This window comes from Pedobacter sp. L105 (assembly GCF_009765875.1).
Lineage (GTDB): Bacteria > Bacteroidota > Bacteroidia > Sphingobacteriales > Sphingobacteriaceae > Pedobacter.
The window spans coordinates 125,472-141,617 of record NZ_LMUP01000016.1 but is presented as its reverse complement, the minus strand read 5'-3'; the positions used below and the strand labels follow the sequence as shown (position 1 = coordinate 141,617).

At 39.0% G+C, this 16,146-nt stretch carries 16 protein-coding genes and 1 tRNA gene; 10 read left to right on the top strand and 7 right to left on the bottom strand.

Features of this window, described 5'->3' with window-relative positions; genetic code table 11:
- Positions 1-26: 26 nt before the first annotated feature.
- A complete protein-coding gene (locus tag GSQ84_RS27065; protein WP_158800520.1) occupies positions 27-1,208 on the bottom strand; it encodes an AIR synthase-related protein in 1,182 nt (393 codons plus the stop codon).
- 104 nt (positions 1,209-1,312) lie between these two features.
- Entirely contained in the window at positions 1,313-3,493 is a 2,181-nt protein-coding gene (locus GSQ84_RS27060) for a glutamine synthetase III (protein ID WP_158800519.1), read from the bottom strand.
- 262 nt (positions 3,494-3,755) lie between these two features.
- Here GSQ84_RS27060 and GSQ84_RS27055 point away from each other — a divergent pair, with 262 nt between their 5' ends.
- The 5 genes from GSQ84_RS27055 to fbp all read left to right on the top strand — a co-directional run bounded on the left by GSQ84_RS27055 (position 3,756) and on the right by fbp (position 7,589).
- Positions 3,756-4,589 (top strand): energy transducer TonB, encoded by an 834-nt coding sequence (locus tag GSQ84_RS27055; RefSeq protein WP_158800518.1) that lies wholly within the window; start codon positions 3,756-3,758, stop codon positions 4,587-4,589.
- Positions 4,590-4,953: 364 nt separating this feature from the next.
- Positions 4,954-5,337, top strand: coding sequence for a VOC family protein (locus GSQ84_RS27050; protein ID WP_158800517.1), 384 nt, complete (start codon positions 4,954-4,956; stop codon positions 5,335-5,337).
- Positions 5,264-6,043, top strand: coding sequence for a tRNA1(Val) (adenine(37)-N6)-methyltransferase (locus GSQ84_RS27045; RefSeq protein ID WP_254071003.1), 780 nt, complete (start codon positions 5,264-5,266; stop codon positions 6,041-6,043). The genes GSQ84_RS27050 and GSQ84_RS27045 overlap by 74 nt, the downstream gene beginning before the upstream one ends.
- A 14-nt stretch (positions 6,044-6,057) precedes the next feature.
- Positions 6,058-6,549, top strand: coding sequence for a metallophosphoesterase (locus GSQ84_RS27040; protein ID WP_158800516.1), 492 nt, complete (start codon positions 6,058-6,060; stop codon positions 6,547-6,549).
- A 20-nt stretch (positions 6,550-6,569) separates the two neighbouring features.
- On the top strand, positions 6,570-7,589 hold the full coding sequence (gene fbp / locus GSQ84_RS27035) for a class 1 fructose-bisphosphatase (RefSeq protein ID WP_158800515.1): 1,020 nt from the start codon (positions 6,570-6,572) through the stop codon (positions 7,587-7,589).
- Here the strand turns inward: fbp and rnhA are convergent.
- Both rnhA and GSQ84_RS27025 read right to left on the bottom strand, forming a co-directional pair.
- Positions 7,586-8,059 carry a ribonuclease HI gene (gene rnhA, locus GSQ84_RS27030; RefSeq protein ID WP_158800514.1) on the bottom strand — a complete coding sequence of 158 codons (474 nt, stop codon included), beginning with the start codon at positions 8,057-8,059 and terminating at the stop codon, positions 7,586-7,588. The two genes, fbp and rnhA, sit on opposite strands and share 4 nt — an antisense overlap.
- A gap of 92 nt (positions 8,060-8,151) precedes the next feature.
- Positions 8,152-8,227, bottom strand: a tRNA-His gene (locus GSQ84_RS27025).
- Positions 8,228-8,624: 397 nt separating this feature from the next.
- Between GSQ84_RS27025 and GSQ84_RS27020 the strand changes: the two genes are divergently transcribed.
- From GSQ84_RS27020 to GSQ84_RS27010, 3 genes are all read left to right on the top strand, one after another.
- Positions 8,625-9,191, top strand: a complete 567-nt coding sequence (locus GSQ84_RS27020; RefSeq protein WP_158800513.1) for a UbiX family flavin prenyltransferase — start codon at positions 8,625-8,627, stop codon at positions 9,189-9,191.
- 79 nt (positions 9,192-9,270) lie between these two features.
- Positions 9,271-10,590, top strand: a complete 1,320-nt coding sequence (mtaB, locus tag GSQ84_RS27015) for a tRNA (N(6)-L-threonylcarbamoyladenosine(37)-C(2))-methylthiotransferase MtaB (RefSeq protein ID WP_158800512.1) — start codon at positions 9,271-9,273, stop codon at positions 10,588-10,590.
- A 28-nt stretch (positions 10,591-10,618) separates the two neighbouring features.
- On the top strand, positions 10,619-11,773 hold the full coding sequence (locus tag GSQ84_RS27010; protein WP_158800511.1) for a prolipoprotein diacylglyceryl transferase: 1,155 nt from the start codon (positions 10,619-10,621) through the stop codon (positions 11,771-11,773).
- Positions 11,774-11,839: 66 nt separating this feature from the next.
- Here the strand turns inward: GSQ84_RS27010 and GSQ84_RS27005 are convergent, their stop codons facing one another.
- The 3 genes from GSQ84_RS27005 to GSQ84_RS26995 form a co-directional block, all read right to left on the bottom strand.
- Positions 11,840-12,391 carry a NifU family protein gene (locus tag GSQ84_RS27005; protein ID WP_158800510.1) on the bottom strand — a complete coding sequence of 184 codons (552 nt, stop codon included), beginning with the start codon at positions 12,389-12,391 and terminating at the stop codon, positions 11,840-11,842.
- Between the two features lie 77 nt (positions 12,392-12,468).
- Positions 12,469-13,815, bottom strand: coding sequence for an adenylosuccinate lyase (gene purB / locus GSQ84_RS27000; RefSeq protein ID WP_158800509.1), 1,347 nt, complete (start codon positions 13,813-13,815; stop codon positions 12,469-12,471).
- Positions 13,816-13,909: 94 nt separating this feature from the next.
- Positions 13,910-14,134, bottom strand: a complete 225-nt coding sequence (locus tag GSQ84_RS26995) for a hypothetical protein (RefSeq protein ID WP_158800508.1) — start codon at positions 14,132-14,134, stop codon at positions 13,910-13,912.
- A 142-nt stretch (positions 14,135-14,276) separates the two neighbouring features.
- Here GSQ84_RS26995 and GSQ84_RS26990 point away from each other — a divergent pair, with 142 nt between their 5' ends.
- Both GSQ84_RS26990 and GSQ84_RS26985 read left to right on the top strand, forming a co-directional pair.
- Positions 14,277-14,843 (top strand): RNA polymerase sigma factor, encoded by a 567-nt coding sequence (locus tag GSQ84_RS26990; protein ID WP_158800507.1) that lies wholly within the window; start codon positions 14,277-14,279, stop codon positions 14,841-14,843.
- Between the two features lie 5 nt (positions 14,844-14,848).
- Positions 14,849-15,943 (top strand): S1C family serine protease, encoded by a 1,095-nt coding sequence (locus GSQ84_RS26985; RefSeq protein WP_158800506.1) that lies wholly within the window; start codon positions 14,849-14,851, stop codon positions 15,941-15,943.
- The last annotated feature ends 203 nt before the right edge of the window (positions 15,944-16,146 follow it).

Genomic DNA, 16,146 nt, shown 5'->3' with positions numbered 1-16,146 from the left:
TTCAGTATATAAATTAATTTAGAGGACTATTCGTAATTGAAATTTCCTTTTTCGCTGATGATGGTTACCTGTTTTTTATCGGCTGCTTCTACTCGCCCAATAACCCGGGCATCGATATTAAAGCTTTTAGAAATAGCAATGATATCTTCAGCAATCTCCTGTGGTACGTAGAGCTCCATCCGGTGACCCATATTGAACACTTTGTACATTTCTTTCCACGCTGTTCCTGATTGTTCCTGTATCAGCTCAAACAGTGGCGGAACAGGGAACAGGTTGTCTTTGATCACATGGATATCATCATTAATAAAATGCAGCACTTTAGTTTGTGCACCACCACTGCAATGCACTAATCCGTGGATCTGTTGTCTGTGTTTTTCCAGTACTTTTTTAATGACCGGAGCATAGGTACGGGTAGGGGAAAGTACCAGCTTTCCGGCAGTTACCTCTGTATTTTCATCAATCCTGATTTTATCAGTCAGTTTTTTACCTCCTGAGAATACCAGGTCGTAAGGGACAGCGGGGTCAAAACTTTCCGGATAGCTGTCTGCTACTGATTTATCAAATACATCGTGACGTGCAGAGGTTAATCCGTTAGATCCCATGCCACCGTTATATTCCTTTTCATAGGTAGCCTGCCCGGAAGAAGAAAGCCCTACAATTACATCACCCGGCTGAATGGTGTGGTTACTGATGATCTCTTCCCGTTTGATACGGCAGGTAACTGTAGAATCAACAATGATAGTTCTTACAAGGTCACCTACATCGGCAGTTTCTCCGCCTGTAGAATAAATAGAGATACCCATCTCCCTCAGTTCTGCCAGAATTTCTTCGGTTCCGTTGATGATTGCGGCAATGACTTCACCTGTAATCAGGTTTTTATTTCTTCCTATAGTAGAAGAAAGTAAAATATGATCTGTTGCACCTACGCAGATCAGGTCGTCCAGGTTCATGATGATCGCATCCTGTGCAATCCCTTTCCATACGGAGAGGTCGCCGGTTTCTTTCCAGTAAACGTAAGCTAAAGAAGATTTGGTGCCTGCACCATCAGCATGCATAATATTACAGAAGGCTTCGTCATTTCCCAGAATATCCGGTATGATCTTACAAAAAGCCTGGGGGAAAATACCTTTGTCTATGTTTTTGATGGCTTGGTGCACATCTTCTTTCGAGGCAGAAACGCCACGCTGGTTGTACCTGTTATCACTCATATTGCTGCAAAGATAGGGAAACGCGCGAATGTAGGCGATTTACCATAAAAAAAAATAACCTCTGCTTTTAAGGGCAGAGGTTATATGCTTTATTAAACTGAATTTTATTTTAAAAATAACAATTCTCTGAATTTTGGCAACGGCCAAACGCTATCGTCAACAATCTGCTCTAATTTGTCAGCATGGTAACGGATGTTTTCAAAATGAGATTTAACTTTTTCATCATAAGCGATGGCTTTATCTCTTGAATCAGAAATTACATTGGTTACTTTACGTGCCTCAAGCATGGTATCAATACTTGTTTTCAACTCGCCAAGGTGTTTCGATACTTTAGCGATGATAGCCAATGGTGTATCTAATCCTTCTTTAATACCCAGATCTTTTAATCCTTTTGCATTTTCAATTACCGAATTCTGGTACATGATAGCCGCAGGAATGATCATGGTATTGGCAACTTCGCCCATTACCCTTGCTTCGATCTGTAATTTCAGGAAATAGTTTTCTAACAGGATCTCATGACGGGCATGCAGTTCGCGTTTGCTGAATACATTATTTCTTTCGAATAATTCAACTGATTTATCAGAAATATAAGCGTCTAAAGCTACAGGAGTAGTTTTGATGTTTGCTAAACCGCGTCTTGCAGCTTCATCTTCCCATTCCTGGCTATAACCATTTCCTTCGAAACGGATATCTTTAGATTCTTTGATGTATTTTTTGATGATCGTTAACAAAGCGATATCTTTTTTCTCGCCTTTTTTAATCAGTTTATCTACATCAGTTTTAAATTTGATCAACTGATCAGCCATGATTGCGTTTAATACAGTCATTGGTGCTGAAGAGTTAGCAGAAGAACCTACTGCACGCAATTCAAATTTATTACCAGTAAAGGCGAAAGGTGAAGTACGGTTACGGTCGGTATTGTCTAACAGGATTTGCGGAATTTTAGGGATACCTAACCACAAAGCGTTATCTTCTTTGATTTTTTTGCTGATACGTGAGTGCTCGATTTCATCTAACACTTCGTTCAATTGCTGACCTAAGAAGATCGAGATGATCGCTGGCGGAGCTTCGTTGGCACCTAAACGGTGATCGTTGCTTACTGAAGCGATACTAGCCCTTAACAGATCTGCATTTTCGTGAACCGCTTTAATTGTATTTACAAAGAAAGCAAGGAACATCAGGTTATTTTTAGGGGTTTTACCCGGTGATAACAAGTTTTTACCTGTATTGGTAATTAACGACCAGTTGTTGTGTTTACCTGATCCGTTGATGCCTGCATATGGTTTCTCATGTAATAACACTTTGAAATTATGTCTGCGGGCAACTTTTTCCATCACATCCATTAACAATTGATTGTGGTCAATTGCAAGATTGATTTCTTCATATATAGGAGCACATTCAAATTGAAGTGGTGCAACCTCATTGTGACGGGTTTTTAATGGGATACCTAATTTGAATGATTCATTTTCAAAATCAACCATGAAGGTGAAAACACGCTCAGGAATAGATCCAAAATAATGATCTTCCAGTTGTTGTCCTTTAGCAGAGATGTCACCAAATAAGGTGCGGCCTGTTAAAGATAAATCCGGACGTGCATTATACATCGCTAAATCTACCAGGAAGTATTCCTGTTCGATACCTAATGATGCAGTTACTTTATCAATGCCTTTATCGAAATAATGACAAACGTCTATAGCTGCTTTATCCAAAGCTGCTAAAGCTTTTAATAATGGAGCTTTGTAATCTAAGGCTTCACCTGTGTATGCTACAAATACTGTAGGGATACATAATGTTTTTGCAGCTTTACTTTCCATAATAAATGCAGGAGATGAAGGATCCCAGGCAGTATAACCCCTGGCTTCAAAAGTATTTCTGATTCCACCATTAGGGAAACTTGATGCATCTGGTTCTTGTTGTACCAAAGCGCTTCCTGCAAATTTCTCAATTGCACCGTCTTCACTTGGCTCAAAAAATGAATCATGTTTTTCTGCTGTAGAACCTGTCAATGGCTGGAACCAGTGCGTGTAATGTGTAGCACCTTTAGACATAGCCCAGTGTTTCATCGCTGTTGCGATTTGGTTGGCATCGTCCTGATTGATTAATTCCCCTTGCTCGATAGCAGATATTAGTTTTTCATAAACCTCTTTTGACAAGAAGTCTTTCATTTTCTTTTTATCGAACACATTGGAGCCGAAAAACTCAGAAATCTTAGTCGATGGTGACTTAACTTCTGGTGAAACTCTGCTTTGTGCTTCTTTTAACGCTATTGTTCTTAAGCTTTTCATTAGTTTCTTTAAAATTTGACCAAAAATAGATTTTTTCTGATTAAATATTCAACAAACTTTTGTAAAAAATGAAATATGCATAAATAATTATGATTCTACAATCCCCTCTTTATTTTATCTTTTTATATACCATTATAGAAAATATTGAATAATAGCGATTTAAATTGATTTTGCAGCTGTGCAGATTGAAATATACTCCTTTTTTTGTTTATGGAATAGGTGAGATTAAAACATCTTAATGTTGAATCTAATCTCAATCACTATGCTGAATATTTCAACCACCCTTTACCAATCAAATTGGACGAATCTTGTTTTTAAAAACCGGAACAAAGCGTATGGAGCTTATGAGCTGCGTGCTCAATCGTCATCTATCACAGTCAGGGCGTTATTTATAGCGGCCCCTTTATTTATTTTTCTTTTCGTAGGCCCATTGATCTATAAAAGGTTATTTCCTGTTGAAATAGAACAGGCTGTACCTGTAACAGCGGTTGTGGATCTGGTACTGCCGCCGGTAAACACTAAACTTCCTGAAAAAAAGGTAGAGCTTCCAAAGGCAGATCCTTCAGCAGAAAAATTGAAGACAGTGAAAATGACGGCAAATATAAAAGTGGTAGAACAGCCGGATGTAGATGAAACACCACCCTCTCTGGAACAATTAAAAGATGCTGTGGTAGGGCAGGTAACGCAAACAGGTAAAGCTACCCAGGCTTCGGCTGTGCCGGAAGCTGCTGCCGGACCTGGTACGGGTATAGGTGTATCTCCTGCTCCGGATAATAATGTATATGAGACAGGGTCGGTTGAGAAATATCCTGAATTTGAAGGAGGGATGGCTGCATGGGCGAAATTTATTCAGCGAAACCTCCGGTATCCTGAACAGGCCACAGAGGAAGGGATCCAGGGAAAGGTCTTTGTGAGTTTTGTGATTGAGCGTGATGGTTCAATAACAGATGTAACTATCCTTAAGGGAATTGGTGGAGGATGTGATGAAGAGTCGCTGCGTGTGATTAAGAAATCGCCTAGATGGAAACCCGGGATGCAGCATAATAATCCTGTAAGGGTGCGTTATACCATGCCTTTATCTTTTACGCTGAATTAGAACTTCGTCTTTAGAAACACCATTTGAGCTAACGAATGTTAGTATTTTTATAACTAATCCAGGGAATAGAGTCTTCTACTAATATAGTGACAGACGGACGAGACACGGTTCGTACCTGACTCAATATTGGACAGCGCATAAATAGATGTTAGGAGGTGGTTGGAAGGTCGTTGGTTTATCCCCGGGATAAACCAACGACCTTCCAACCACCTCCTAAAGATATGCCAGAACCCTTTTAAAATAAAGCCAATCTTTACCCAATAATAATTTCCTGGTGCTCACTGCCATTCCTTTGTCTCATGGAATCCAGGGTTGCGTGTATTTTTTTACCTTTGGTTATTCTTTAAATAACAAACCAGAAATTATGTTAAATAAAATTCATCACGTAGCTATCATCTGTTCTGATTATGAGGTAAGCAAACATTTTTATACTGATATCCTTGGGTTCGAAATTGTGCGGGAAGTTTACCGTGAAGAGAGGAAGTCGTATAAGCTGGATCTTTCTGTTGGCGGGGTTTACCAGATTGAACTGTTTTCTTTTCCGAACCCACCGGAAAGACCGTCAAGACCGGAGGCTCTTGGGTTACGTCATTTATCTTTTGAGGTGGCTGATGTTGCTGCGGTGGCAGAAGCGTTATTTATAAAGGGAGTAGTCACTGAACCGATCAGAATTGATGAATTTACAGGTAAACCGTTTACCTTTTTCTCAGATCCTGACGGTCTACCGCTTGAACTCTCTCAATATTAATGTGGGAAGTGTATTTAAATTTAAGCAATTTGAAATAGACCAGAATGGCTGTGCGATGAAAATAAATACTGATGGCGTCCTTTTGGGCGCCATTGCTGCTCATCAGCTGCCGCATACTATTTTAGATATTGGAACTGGCACGGGAGTAATTGCACTAATGCTTGCGCAGCGGTTTCCTGCTGCCCGGGTGGATGCAGTTGAAATAGACGAATCTGCTGCAATAGCTGCCCGAAAGAATTTTACACATTCTCCTTTTGCAGAACGGACGGAGGTATTTACTGTTGGATTTGAACGGTTTGAAACAATTATTAAATATGACCTGATCGTTTCTAATCCACCATATTTTGTGAACGACCTGAAAAGCCTGGAAAAGAGAAAGGAAATTGCAAGGCATGCAGATGAGGATTTTTTTGAAATGTTATTGCGCAGGTCAGCTGCGCTTCTTACTGATCAGGGTTCATTATGGCTGATACTTCCGGTTAAACAGGCTGAAAAAGTAGTAGTGAATGCTGTGCTATATAAACTTTTCCCTTCAAAAATCATTCATATTTACTCTGATGCTGCCAAAACTTCATTCCGTCAGATTGTTTGCCTGGATTTTAAGAATAAGGAGCTTGTTGAGGAACATATTTATATTTACGCATCGGAAGGAATATATACAGATCAGTACAAGCAAGTGCTCAGTAATTTCTTTCTGGCATTTTAAATCAATAGAGTAAGATGAAGAAAATAGGATTGATTTCCGATACACATGGTTATCTGGATGATGCCGTGTTTAAACATTTTGAGGCCTGTGATGAAGTTTGGCATGCAGGAGATTTTGGGCCAGACGTGGCAGAAAAGTTAGCTGCATTTAAACCGCTAAAAGGTGTTTATGGAAATATTGATGATCAGGTGATCAGGGCCGAATTTCCGGAACACCTTCGATTTAGCTGCGAACAGGTAGATGTTTGGATGACCCACATCGGGGGATACCCAGGTAAATATGCACCGAATATAAAGAGTGAAATATACACTAACCCTCCTCAGCTTTTTATTACAGGTCATTCACATATTCTTAAAGTAATGTTTGATCCAAAAATCAGTTGTTTGCATATAAATCCGGGTGCAGCGGGTAAGAGCGGTTGGCATAAAGTGAAAACTTTAATTCGTTTTTGTATTTCAGAAGATAAAATCCATACCTTAGAAGCCATAGAAATGGGTAATAGATAACGTATTAAATACACTAAGGTATGTCTGGAATAAAAACATTGGGTCAGTTTATTATTGAGAAACAAGCAGATTTCTCTTATGCTAAAGGAGAGCTCTCCAGGCTATTAAGAGATATTGGTATCGCAGCAAAAATTGTTAACCGCGAAGTGAATAAAGCAGGGCTGGTAGATATACTCGGTGATGCAGGTACGGTAAATATTCAGGGAGAGGGACAAAAGAAACTGGATATTTTTGCAAATACCCAATTTATATCGGCACTGACCAGTGGGGGGGAATGCTGTATCGTGGCTACAGAAGAAGAGGATGATTTTGTGCCTATTGATTCACCCGTGTCTAAAAATGCCAAGTATATTGTTTGTATTGATCCGCTGGACGGTTCTTCCAATATTGATGTAAACGTAGCCGTTGGAACCATTTTTTCTATCTATCGCAGAAAGTCTGTTGAGGGAATGGCCACGCTGGACGATGTGCTGCAGAAGGGAACTGAGCAGGTGGCTGCAGGTTATGTAATTTATGGTTCTTCTACCATGCTCGTTTACACCACGGGTAAAGGAGTCAATGGATTTACACTTGATCCATCTATAGGGGAATTTTGCTTGTCGCATCCGGATATGAAAATGCCGTCAGATGGAAGTATCTATTCTATCAATGAAGGGAATTATGTTCATTTTCCAGAAGGTGTGAAAAAATACATCAAATATGCACAGGTGCATGATGCAGCGAGTAACAGGCCTTATACGTCGAGATATATAGGTTCTATGGTAGCAGATATTCACCGGAATTTAATTAAGGGTGGTATTTATATATATCCTACTACGGCAAGCTCGCCTAATGGTAAGCTAAGGTTGTTATATGAATGTAATCCTATGGCATTTATTATCGAGCAGGCAGGAGGGACTGCCTCTGATGGTTTTAAACGGATTCTGGATATAGAACCTGTGGAATTACATCAGCGGACATCTATATTCATCGGGTCGGAGAAAATGGTGAGAATGGCCGAGGAAATGATGGCAAAATATACTGCACCAGTTTATAATTAAAGTAAAGTACTTTTATTTCTTTCTATTTCAAACGGTGTATCTATTTCCAGTGTGCTTTTTTGTTTAGAGGCGGCTACGGCCAGTTCATCGCAGCGCTCGTTCTCCGGGTGGCTGTTGTGGCCTTTAATCCAGATGAATTTCACGTCATGAAGTTTATAAACGGTCAGGAATCTCATCCAGAGGTCTTTATTCTTTTTGTCTTTAAAACCGGTTTTTACCCATCCAAACACCCATTTTTTTTCTACTGAATCGACTACATATTTTGAGTCTGAATAAATGGTTACCTGTGTACCGGGTTTCTTGATACTGGCAAGCCCAACAATTACGGCCAATAATTCCATCCGGTTATTGGTAGTCATGCGGAAACCTCCGCTTAACTCTTTATAATGTGCTCCGGAGCGTAAAATCACTCCGTAGCCCCCCGGACCAGGATTGCCGCTTGCTGCGCCGTCAGTATAAATCTCAATCATAAAAGGCAATTTAACAAAAACAGACAAAATGATGTCTGCAAAAAGACTGTAAAAAAGAAAAGCAGCCCGTTGAGGCTGCTTTCTTTATACATGGGTGGAATATGGGGCTCGAACCCACGACCCTCGGTACCACAAACCGATGCTCTAACCAACTGAGCTAAAACCACCATGTTTTTCAGTTTGACAAAAGTACACTTTTTATCATTTTATTCAAATGTTTTAGATAAAGAATCGCAATTATTTTTTAAACAATTCATAAACAGCTTATTAAAATGGGATAAATTTTAAGAATTATGTTTTACAGGGATGCAGATGGACGGCTAATCATAAATTCGGGTAGAAAAAGAATTTCCCGATGTTAACCCGGTTCTACAATAATTACCATTTAAATGTTAAATGTTTAATATAATGTTGAAAAGAATGTTCAAACCTTCTTTTTTATTAGAAAAGAATATTACATTTGGGCTTACCCTTTCGGGGGTATGTTTTTCATAGGTAGATGTAGGGCCGAAAATTTATTTTCGGCCCTTTTTTGTTACCTCTTGTTATATACCTTTATATGTCTATGAAGAAGAAAAAAATCATTGTTGCAATTACAGGTGCCAGCGGTTCCATTTATGCTAAACTTTTACTGGATAATCTGATGAAGCTGTCCCCGCAGATTGAAAAGGTAGGGGTTGTGATGTCTGATAATGCAAAGGAAGTATGGCGTTTTGAGCTGGGAAACAGTACCTATGAAGACTATCCATTTGATTTTTACCAGAAAATGGATTTTAATGCCCCATTTGCATCCGGATCGGCAAAATTTGATACAATGATCATAATCCCCTGTTCTATGGGTACATTGGGCAGGATAGCACATGGTATTTCCAATGATCTGATTTCCAGGGCTGCTGATGTAATCCTGAAAGAAAGACGAAAACTGATAGCTGTAGTGAGAGATACACCCTTTAGTCTGATCCATATCAATAATATGAAAACAGTTACTGAGGCTGGTGGCATCATTTGTCCTGCAAACCCGTCTTATTACAGTATTCCTCAAACCATTGAGGAAGTAGCACAGACGGTAGTGAGCAGGGTGGTTGATCTGGCAGGACTGGAGCAGGACAGTTACCGCTGGAACGAGAATTAGCAGAATTTGACAATCGGCAAATGCTTTCTTTTTTATAAGCCCGGCTAAAAGGTTATCTTTGCCAACTCTATAAACACCAATGAAGAAAGTAGCATTTTATACATTAGGTTGCAAGTTAAATTTTTCAGAAACTTCAACCATCGGCCGTCTTTTTACTGATGCAGGATATGCCGTGGTAGAATTTACTGATGCAGCAGATGTATATGTCATCAATACCTGTTCTGTTACAGAACATGCGGATAAAAAATGCCGTAAGGTTGTGAAGGAGGCCTTGAAATATGCGCCTAATGCATACATCACTATTGTTGGCTGTTACGCACAACTTAAACCAGTTGAAATTGCCGAAATTGAAGGCGTGGACATGGTATTGGGTGCAGCAGAGAAATTTCGTATTGTAGAATATATATCTGACCTGACCAAGTTGCCTAAAGCAGTAATCCATCAACAGGATATAGAAAAGGTTAACCATAATTTTATTGCCGCTTATTCTATAGGCGACCGTACACGTACTTTCCTTAAGGTACAGGATGGATGTGATTATCCTTGTACTTATTGTACTATTCCATTGGCCAGGGGAGGAAGCAGGAGTGATACGGTAGAAAATGTAGTTAACCGTGCCAGACAGATCGCTGAAAGCGGTGTGAAGGAAATTGTTCTTACAGGAGTTAACCTTGGTGATTTTGGTATCCGCGACGGACAGCGTGAAGATAAGTTCTTCGACCTGGTAAAAGCGCTGGATGAAGTAGAAGGAATTGAACGGTTCCGTATTTCTTCTATCGAACCGAACCTGCTGAGTAATGAAATTATCAGCTTTGTAGCGGCTTCAAAAAGATTTGTACCCCATTTTCATATTCCATTGCAGTCTGGCTCTGATAAGATCCTGGGCCTGATGAAAAGACGTTACCGCAGGGATCTGTATACCGAACGTGTAGCAACAATTAAAGCGTTGATTCCCAATTGCTGTATTGGTGTTGATGTCATCGTTGGTTTTCCCGGCGAAACCCATGAAGATTTTCTGGATACTTATCAGTTCTTAAATGAACTGGATATTTCTTATTTGCATGTATTTACTTATTCTGAGCGTGAGCAAACTGAGGCAGCAACCATGACAGGGGTGGTTAGCGGAAGCACCAGGGCCGACAGGAGTAAAATGCTGCATATCTTATCTGATAAAAAACGTCGTGCCTTTTATCTGTCGCAAATAGGTTCTGTGGCGGAGGTTTTATTTGAAGATGATCAGAAGAATGGTTTTATGCATGGTTTTACCAGGAATTATGTAAAGGTAAAAGCGAAGTACGACCCCGTAATGGTGAATGAAATTAAAACAGTTAAACTCATAGAGCTAACTCCTGATGGTGAGGTAGAAGTTATGGAAACTGAGGAAGTTTTAGCGCATTAATCCTATATTCGCGTAAAAAATTACGTTTATGTTTCCTACTGTTTCTCATTTTATAGAATATGCCTTTGGTATACAGGTGCCTTTGCCTTTTAATACTTTTGGTGTATTGGTGGCTATGGCCTTTATTGCCGGCTACTGGGCTTTTACAAAGGAATTAAAACGTAAAGAAGCACTGGGGATTATTCATCCCATCAAACGAATCGCTACTATCGGCGTTCAGGCTACTCCAATTGAATTGGTATACAATGGTATTTTTGGTTTTCTGATAGGTTATAAATTGGTTTATGCCCTGTTAAATTACCGCTTGTTTGTTAATGATGCACAGACTGTGCTGCTTTCTACCAAAGGAAATATTATTGGCGGCGTATTATTCGCCGCACTTTTTGCTTATTGGGATTATAAAGAAAAAAGCAGGTTTAAACTCGATCAGCCAAAAACTGTTGAAGTAACAGAACATCCTTACGAGCTAATGGGCAATATGATTGTCTGGGCTGCGGTTTGGGGATTTCTGGGGGCAAAAATATTTGATAACCTGGAACATTGGGATAGTTTTATCAAAGACCCAATCGGTGGCCTGCTTTCTTTTAGCGGCCTCACTTTTTACGGAGGATTGATTTGTGGCGGTGCAGCGGTATTGTACATCGCTAAAAAAAATGGAATTAAACCTTTGCATATGCTGGATGTAGGTGGTCCGGGTATGATGCTGGCTTATAGTGTAGGCCGGATTGGCTGTCACTTATCAGGTGATGGCGACTGGGGGATTGTAAACCTTCATCCTAAACCTTTCAGCTGGCTGCCCGACTGGTTATGGGCTTATACTTATCCCAATAATGTAGCTATGGAAGGCGTACCCATTCCGGGATGCGGAGGCCGTTTTTGTAACGTCTTGCCTTTGCGGGTATATCCTACACCAATCTATGAGGTCATTATTTGCTTTATTCTTTTCCTTATCCTCTGGAAGATCCGTGACCGCATTAAAATTCCGGGAATGATGTTTGGTGTTTACCTGATGATGAATGGCGTTGAGCGCTTCTGTATAGAGCTGATCCGTGTAAATTCAAAGTATCATGTAGCCGGGATCTCTTTTACCCAGGCAGAACTGATCTCCTTTTTATTGTTTATCGGTGGAATGCTCCTGATCTCTTATTCCATCAGGAATAAAGAGAAATTGGCCAGCTACTAAAAATATGGATATAAAAAAAACGCTTCGTGACTGATCACGAAGCGTTTTTTTTGTGTTATTCTGTTTTTATAAAGCGTTAGAAACTACTTCTTTTACTTCCGGAACCATACGCTGTAATAAATTCTGGATACCAGATTTTAAAGTGATGGTAGAAGAAGGGCATCCGCTGCATGAACCGCGAAGTTCAACGGTAACCACGCCTTCATCAAAAGATTTATAACTGATAGCACCACCATCCTGTTCTACAGCCGGACGAACGTAGTCATGCAGGATTTGCTGAATCTTGATTTCCAGTTCAGACCCTTCAAAATCCGGTGCATCTTCAGCAACAGCTTCTTTAATTTTATATTCTGATTCTACAGCACCTTTTACAAATTCTTTTAAAATAGGTTTGATATCTGCCCATTCCGCATCTTCAGTCTTAGTGACAGTCACAAAGTTACTTGCAAAGAAGACTCCGCTAACAAAATTAAACTTGAATAATTCTTTGGCAAAAGGAGAGTGCTCAGCACTTTCTTTTGTGGCGAAATCTTCACTGCCATTGATCAGAAGCTTATTAACCATAAACTTCATAGTGGCAGGATTCGGGGTTTCTTCTGTATATACGTTAATAGTCATGGTCTCTTTTTTCTTACAAAAATAAATAATTCGTAATTCAAATCCAGATATCGGTGTCTGTTTTAGGTCATTATATATTAAAACACACCTGTGTAGTTAAAAGGGGTGATTTGTTTCAATTCAAGCTTTAAATCTTCGTCAATCTGTAAACCATCAATAAATGCTGCCATAGTGTGTGCAGTAATCTTGGCATTGGTACGGGTAAGATCTTTTAGTGCCTCATAAGGGTTAGGATAAGCTTCTCTTCTCAATACGGTTTGTATCGCTTCAGCAACTACTGCCCAATTATTTTCCAGGTCGGCCTGGATCACTTCATTGTTTAACAACAGCTTGTTAAGACCTTTTAAAGTAGACGAGATAGAGATAATCGTATGAGCCATAGGTACACCCACGTTTCTTAATACCGTAGAATCTGTTAAGTCTCTCTGCAAACGTGATATAGGTAGTTTTGCTGCAAAAAATTCAAATAAAGCATTAGCTATGCCAGCATTGCCTTCAGCATTTTCAAAATCGATAGGATTTACTTTGTGTGGCATTGCAGAAGATCCAACTTCTCCTTCTTTAATTTTTTGTTTAAAGTAGTTTTTGGAGATATAAGCCCAGATGTCCCTGTCCAGATCAATGATGATGGTATTGATCCTTTTCAAAGCATCGCATTGCGCTGCAAACTGATCGTAATGTTCAATTTGTGTGGTATGCTGCGCGCGGCTTAATCCTAAAGTGTTGTTAACGAAATTATTAGAGAAATCTACCCAGTTTATACCCGGATAAGCAATATGATGGGCATTAAAATTCCCTGTCGCTCCGCCAAATTTAGCACTGTTAGGAATACTGACCAGGTTATTCAGCTGTATTTCCAGTCTTTCAGCAAATACCAGAAATTCCTTGCCTAATTTAGTGGGAGAGGCCGGCTGGCCATGCGTATGCGCCAGAAGAGGAATATCTTTCCATTCAGCAGCGAGTTCCTGTAATTTGGTGATCAGCTCACTGATCCCGGGGTAATATGTTTCATTTAAAGCTAGTTTAAATGTATAAGGAATGGCTGTGTTGTTAATATCCTGAGAAGTCAGTCCGAAGTGGATAAACTCTTTGAAATCCTGCAAACCTAAATTGTCGAATCTTTTTTTGATAAAGTATTCAACCGCTTTTACATCGTGATTGGTTACTTTCTCAGTGTCTTTAATTTCCTGGGCATCTTCCTCACTGAAACCTTCAAATATTGCACGAAGATGTGTATAGTTAGTTTTATCAAATTGAGCCAGTCCTGCCAGCCCGGTTTCACATAAAGCGATGAAATATTCAATTTCAACGTACACCCTGTATTTGATCAGTGCAAATTCAGAAAAGTACTTTGAAAGATTTTGTGTGGTGTTTCTATAACGGCCGTCGACTGGTGATATAGCCTGTAGAGGAGATAAGTTCATGTGTCAGTATTTAGCAAACGGCAAATGTATCAAAATACAGGCACAAAAAAAAGGCTTTGGAATGATCCAAAGCCTTTTATAAGAGTTTATTAGATTATTTCTTTTTAGCTACTGTATCTTTTTTAACTTCAGTAGTTGTAGTTTTAACAGCTGTATCTTTTACTGTAGAATCTTTAACTGCAGTATCAACATCAGTAACAACAGTAGAAGAATCAGTTACAGTAGTATCTGTAGTTGAAGCTTTTTTCTCAGAGTTACAAGCTGCTACTGATAAAGAGATTGCTAAAGCTAAAAAGCCGAATTTGAATAAGTTTTTCATTTGAATACTATTTAAAATAATTAATTAATTTTAATGATTAATACCGTAACCCATAAAAGGTAACCCAACAATTTAAAAAAAACATAAAGAATATTTTTTTGTCTAATATTGGGTTACCATTCACGTATAAATGTATTAATTGGTGAGTAATAAGTTAAGCGATTCAGTTCCAACAGATAGAGAGGTTGTTTTAGGAATACTAAATAACTCGGAAGATGCTCTAAACAGGCTATACATTGGGTATTTCCCGATGATATTGCAGTTTATATTAAATAATAACGGTGATGAGGATGATGCAAAAGATGTATATCAGGAGTCAATTATTATTTTATATAACAAAATTAAGAGTGGAAATTTCGAGTTAAGCAGTAAATTAAAAACATTCATCTACTCAGTTTGCCGGCGTATTTGGTTGAAGAGGCTTTCGCAACAAAGCAAAAAAACCAGTAACCTGGCCGATTTTGAAGATGTGGTTGCTGTAGATGTAGATATAGAACAACACGAAGAGAAAGATCTCCAGTTTGAAAAAATGGGTTCGGCATTGCTGAATCTTGGAGAACCCTGCAAGACTATTATTCAGGATTTTTATATAAATAATCTCTCCATGCAGGATATTTGTGAGAAGTTTGGCTATACCAATACAGACAACGCCAAAACCCAGAAATATAAATGTCTGCAGAGATTAAAAAAGTTATTTTTTCAATCTTAGATAAAATGAAGAACGATATTGAATTGGATGTTATTATTGATGATTACCTGCAGGGCAGGCTGTCTGCTGCTGAAGCAGAAGCCTTAGAGCAATTACGTATCAATGATCCTTTAATTGATCATAAAGTAGTTACCCAAAAAGCTTTTCTGGATTCTTTAAAGCAGTATGGTGACAGACTTTCTCTGCAGCAACAAATGGAAAGGGCACATCTGCAATTGGATGTAGCATCTTTAAGTGAGCAACTGAAACCCCGCACGTCATATGTGGTTAAGCTTTGGCGTAAAAATAAGTCGGCCTTTGCTGTTGCAGCTGCCTTCCTTTTACTTACGCTATCTTCTATCTATTCTATACAGCATAGTACTTTTCAGAATGGTACTTATGAAGTAATGCGCCGGGAGATCACCAACATTAAGAATAACCAGAATAAATTGGTCAGGACAATTAATTCCAACTCTAAAGAAGAGCTGGGGCCGATTAAAAATGCCAAATTCGGCGGTACAGGGTTCGCACTGACGGCAAATGGGTACCTGTGTACAAATTTTCACGTGATTAGGGATGCAGATTCTGTATATGTACAAAATAATAAAGGTGAATCATTCCAGGCTAAGGTAGTTTACCGCGATCAGCAGTATGATATCGCCATTTTGAAAATTACAGATGAGGCTTTTACCCCACTTGCTAACCTTCCTTACAAACTGAAAGATAATAATCTTGGAATGGGAGAAAATGTTTACACCCTGGGTTATCCAAAAGATGATGCTGTTTTAGGTGAAGGTTATATCAGTTCAAAAACAGGACACGCCGGAGATACTACCCAATATCAGGTATCCATTCCAATTAATCCGGGAAATAGCGGAGGACCATTGCTGGATAATTATGGTAATATCATTGGGGTGATCACTGCTAAAGAGAATCAGGTTGATGGTGCTACCTTTGCGATTAAATCAAGATATATCATGGACGCCTTAAATGCGATTCCTCAGGATTCATTGGGTAAGAAAGTGGTGTTCGCTAAAAAGAATCCCTTGCAGGGTTTAAACAGAACCAAACAAATAGATAAGATTGAAAATTATGTCTACATGATCAAAGTGTATAATTAAGTTCTCTTTATTTTTTTAGAACCCCGGAATATAATGTTCCGGGGTTTTTTGTTTTAGAGCCGGGAGGAATAGATAATAATTTTATATTACTAATTTTATTAGTAATATTGTCTCGTAAAATAAAGTGGAACTGACGGATTTATTTAGTTTCAGCTTTTTTTATGGAGGAAACAAAAACATTTATTTGAGGTTTTCATTAGAAT

Excerpts from the sequence above, each read along its gene's own strand:
- GSQ84_RS27065 (WP_158800520.1), bottom strand. The coding sequence starts at position 1,208 with ATGAGTGATAACAGGTACAACCAGCGTGGCGTTTCTGCCTCGAAAGAA.
- GSQ84_RS27060 (WP_158800519.1), bottom strand. The coding sequence starts at position 3,493 with ATGAAAAGCTTAAGAACAATAGCGTTAAAAGAAGCACAAAGCAGAGTT.
- GSQ84_RS27055 (WP_158800518.1), top strand. The coding sequence starts at position 3,756 with ATGCTGAATATTTCAACCACCCTTTACCAATCAAATTGGACGAATCTT.
- GSQ84_RS27050 (WP_158800517.1), top strand. The coding sequence starts at position 4,954 with ATGTTAAATAAAATTCATCACGTAGCTATCATCTGTTCTGATTATGAG.
- GSQ84_RS27045 (WP_254071003.1), top strand. The coding sequence starts at position 5,264 with ATGAATTTACAGGTAAACCGTTTACCTTTTTCTCAGATCCTGACGGTC.
- GSQ84_RS27040 (WP_158800516.1), top strand. The coding sequence starts at position 6,058 with ATGAAGAAAATAGGATTGATTTCCGATACACATGGTTATCTGGATGAT.
- fbp (WP_158800515.1), top strand. The coding sequence starts at position 6,570 with ATGTCTGGAATAAAAACATTGGGTCAGTTTATTATTGAGAAACAAGCA.
- rnhA (WP_158800514.1), bottom strand. The coding sequence starts at position 8,059 with ATGATTGAGATTTATACTGACGGCGCAGCAAGCGGCAATCCTGGTCCG.
- GSQ84_RS27020 (WP_158800513.1), top strand. The coding sequence starts at position 8,625 with ATGAAGAAGAAAAAAATCATTGTTGCAATTACAGGTGCCAGCGGTTCC.
- mtaB (WP_158800512.1), top strand. The coding sequence starts at position 9,271 with ATGAAGAAAGTAGCATTTTATACATTAGGTTGCAAGTTAAATTTTTCA.
- GSQ84_RS27010 (WP_158800511.1), top strand. The coding sequence starts at position 10,619 with ATGTTTCCTACTGTTTCTCATTTTATAGAATATGCCTTTGGTATACAG.
- GSQ84_RS27005 (WP_158800510.1), bottom strand. The coding sequence starts at position 12,391 with ATGACTATTAACGTATATACAGAAGAAACCCCGAATCCTGCCACTATG.
- purB (WP_158800509.1), bottom strand. The coding sequence starts at position 13,815 with ATGAACTTATCTCCTCTACAGGCTATATCACCAGTCGACGGCCGTTAT.
- GSQ84_RS26995 (WP_158800508.1), bottom strand. The coding sequence starts at position 14,134 with ATGAAAAACTTATTCAAATTCGGCTTTTTAGCTTTAGCAATCTCTTTA.
- GSQ84_RS26985 (WP_158800506.1), top strand. The coding sequence starts at position 14,849 with ATGAAGAACGATATTGAATTGGATGTTATTATTGATGATTACCTGCAG.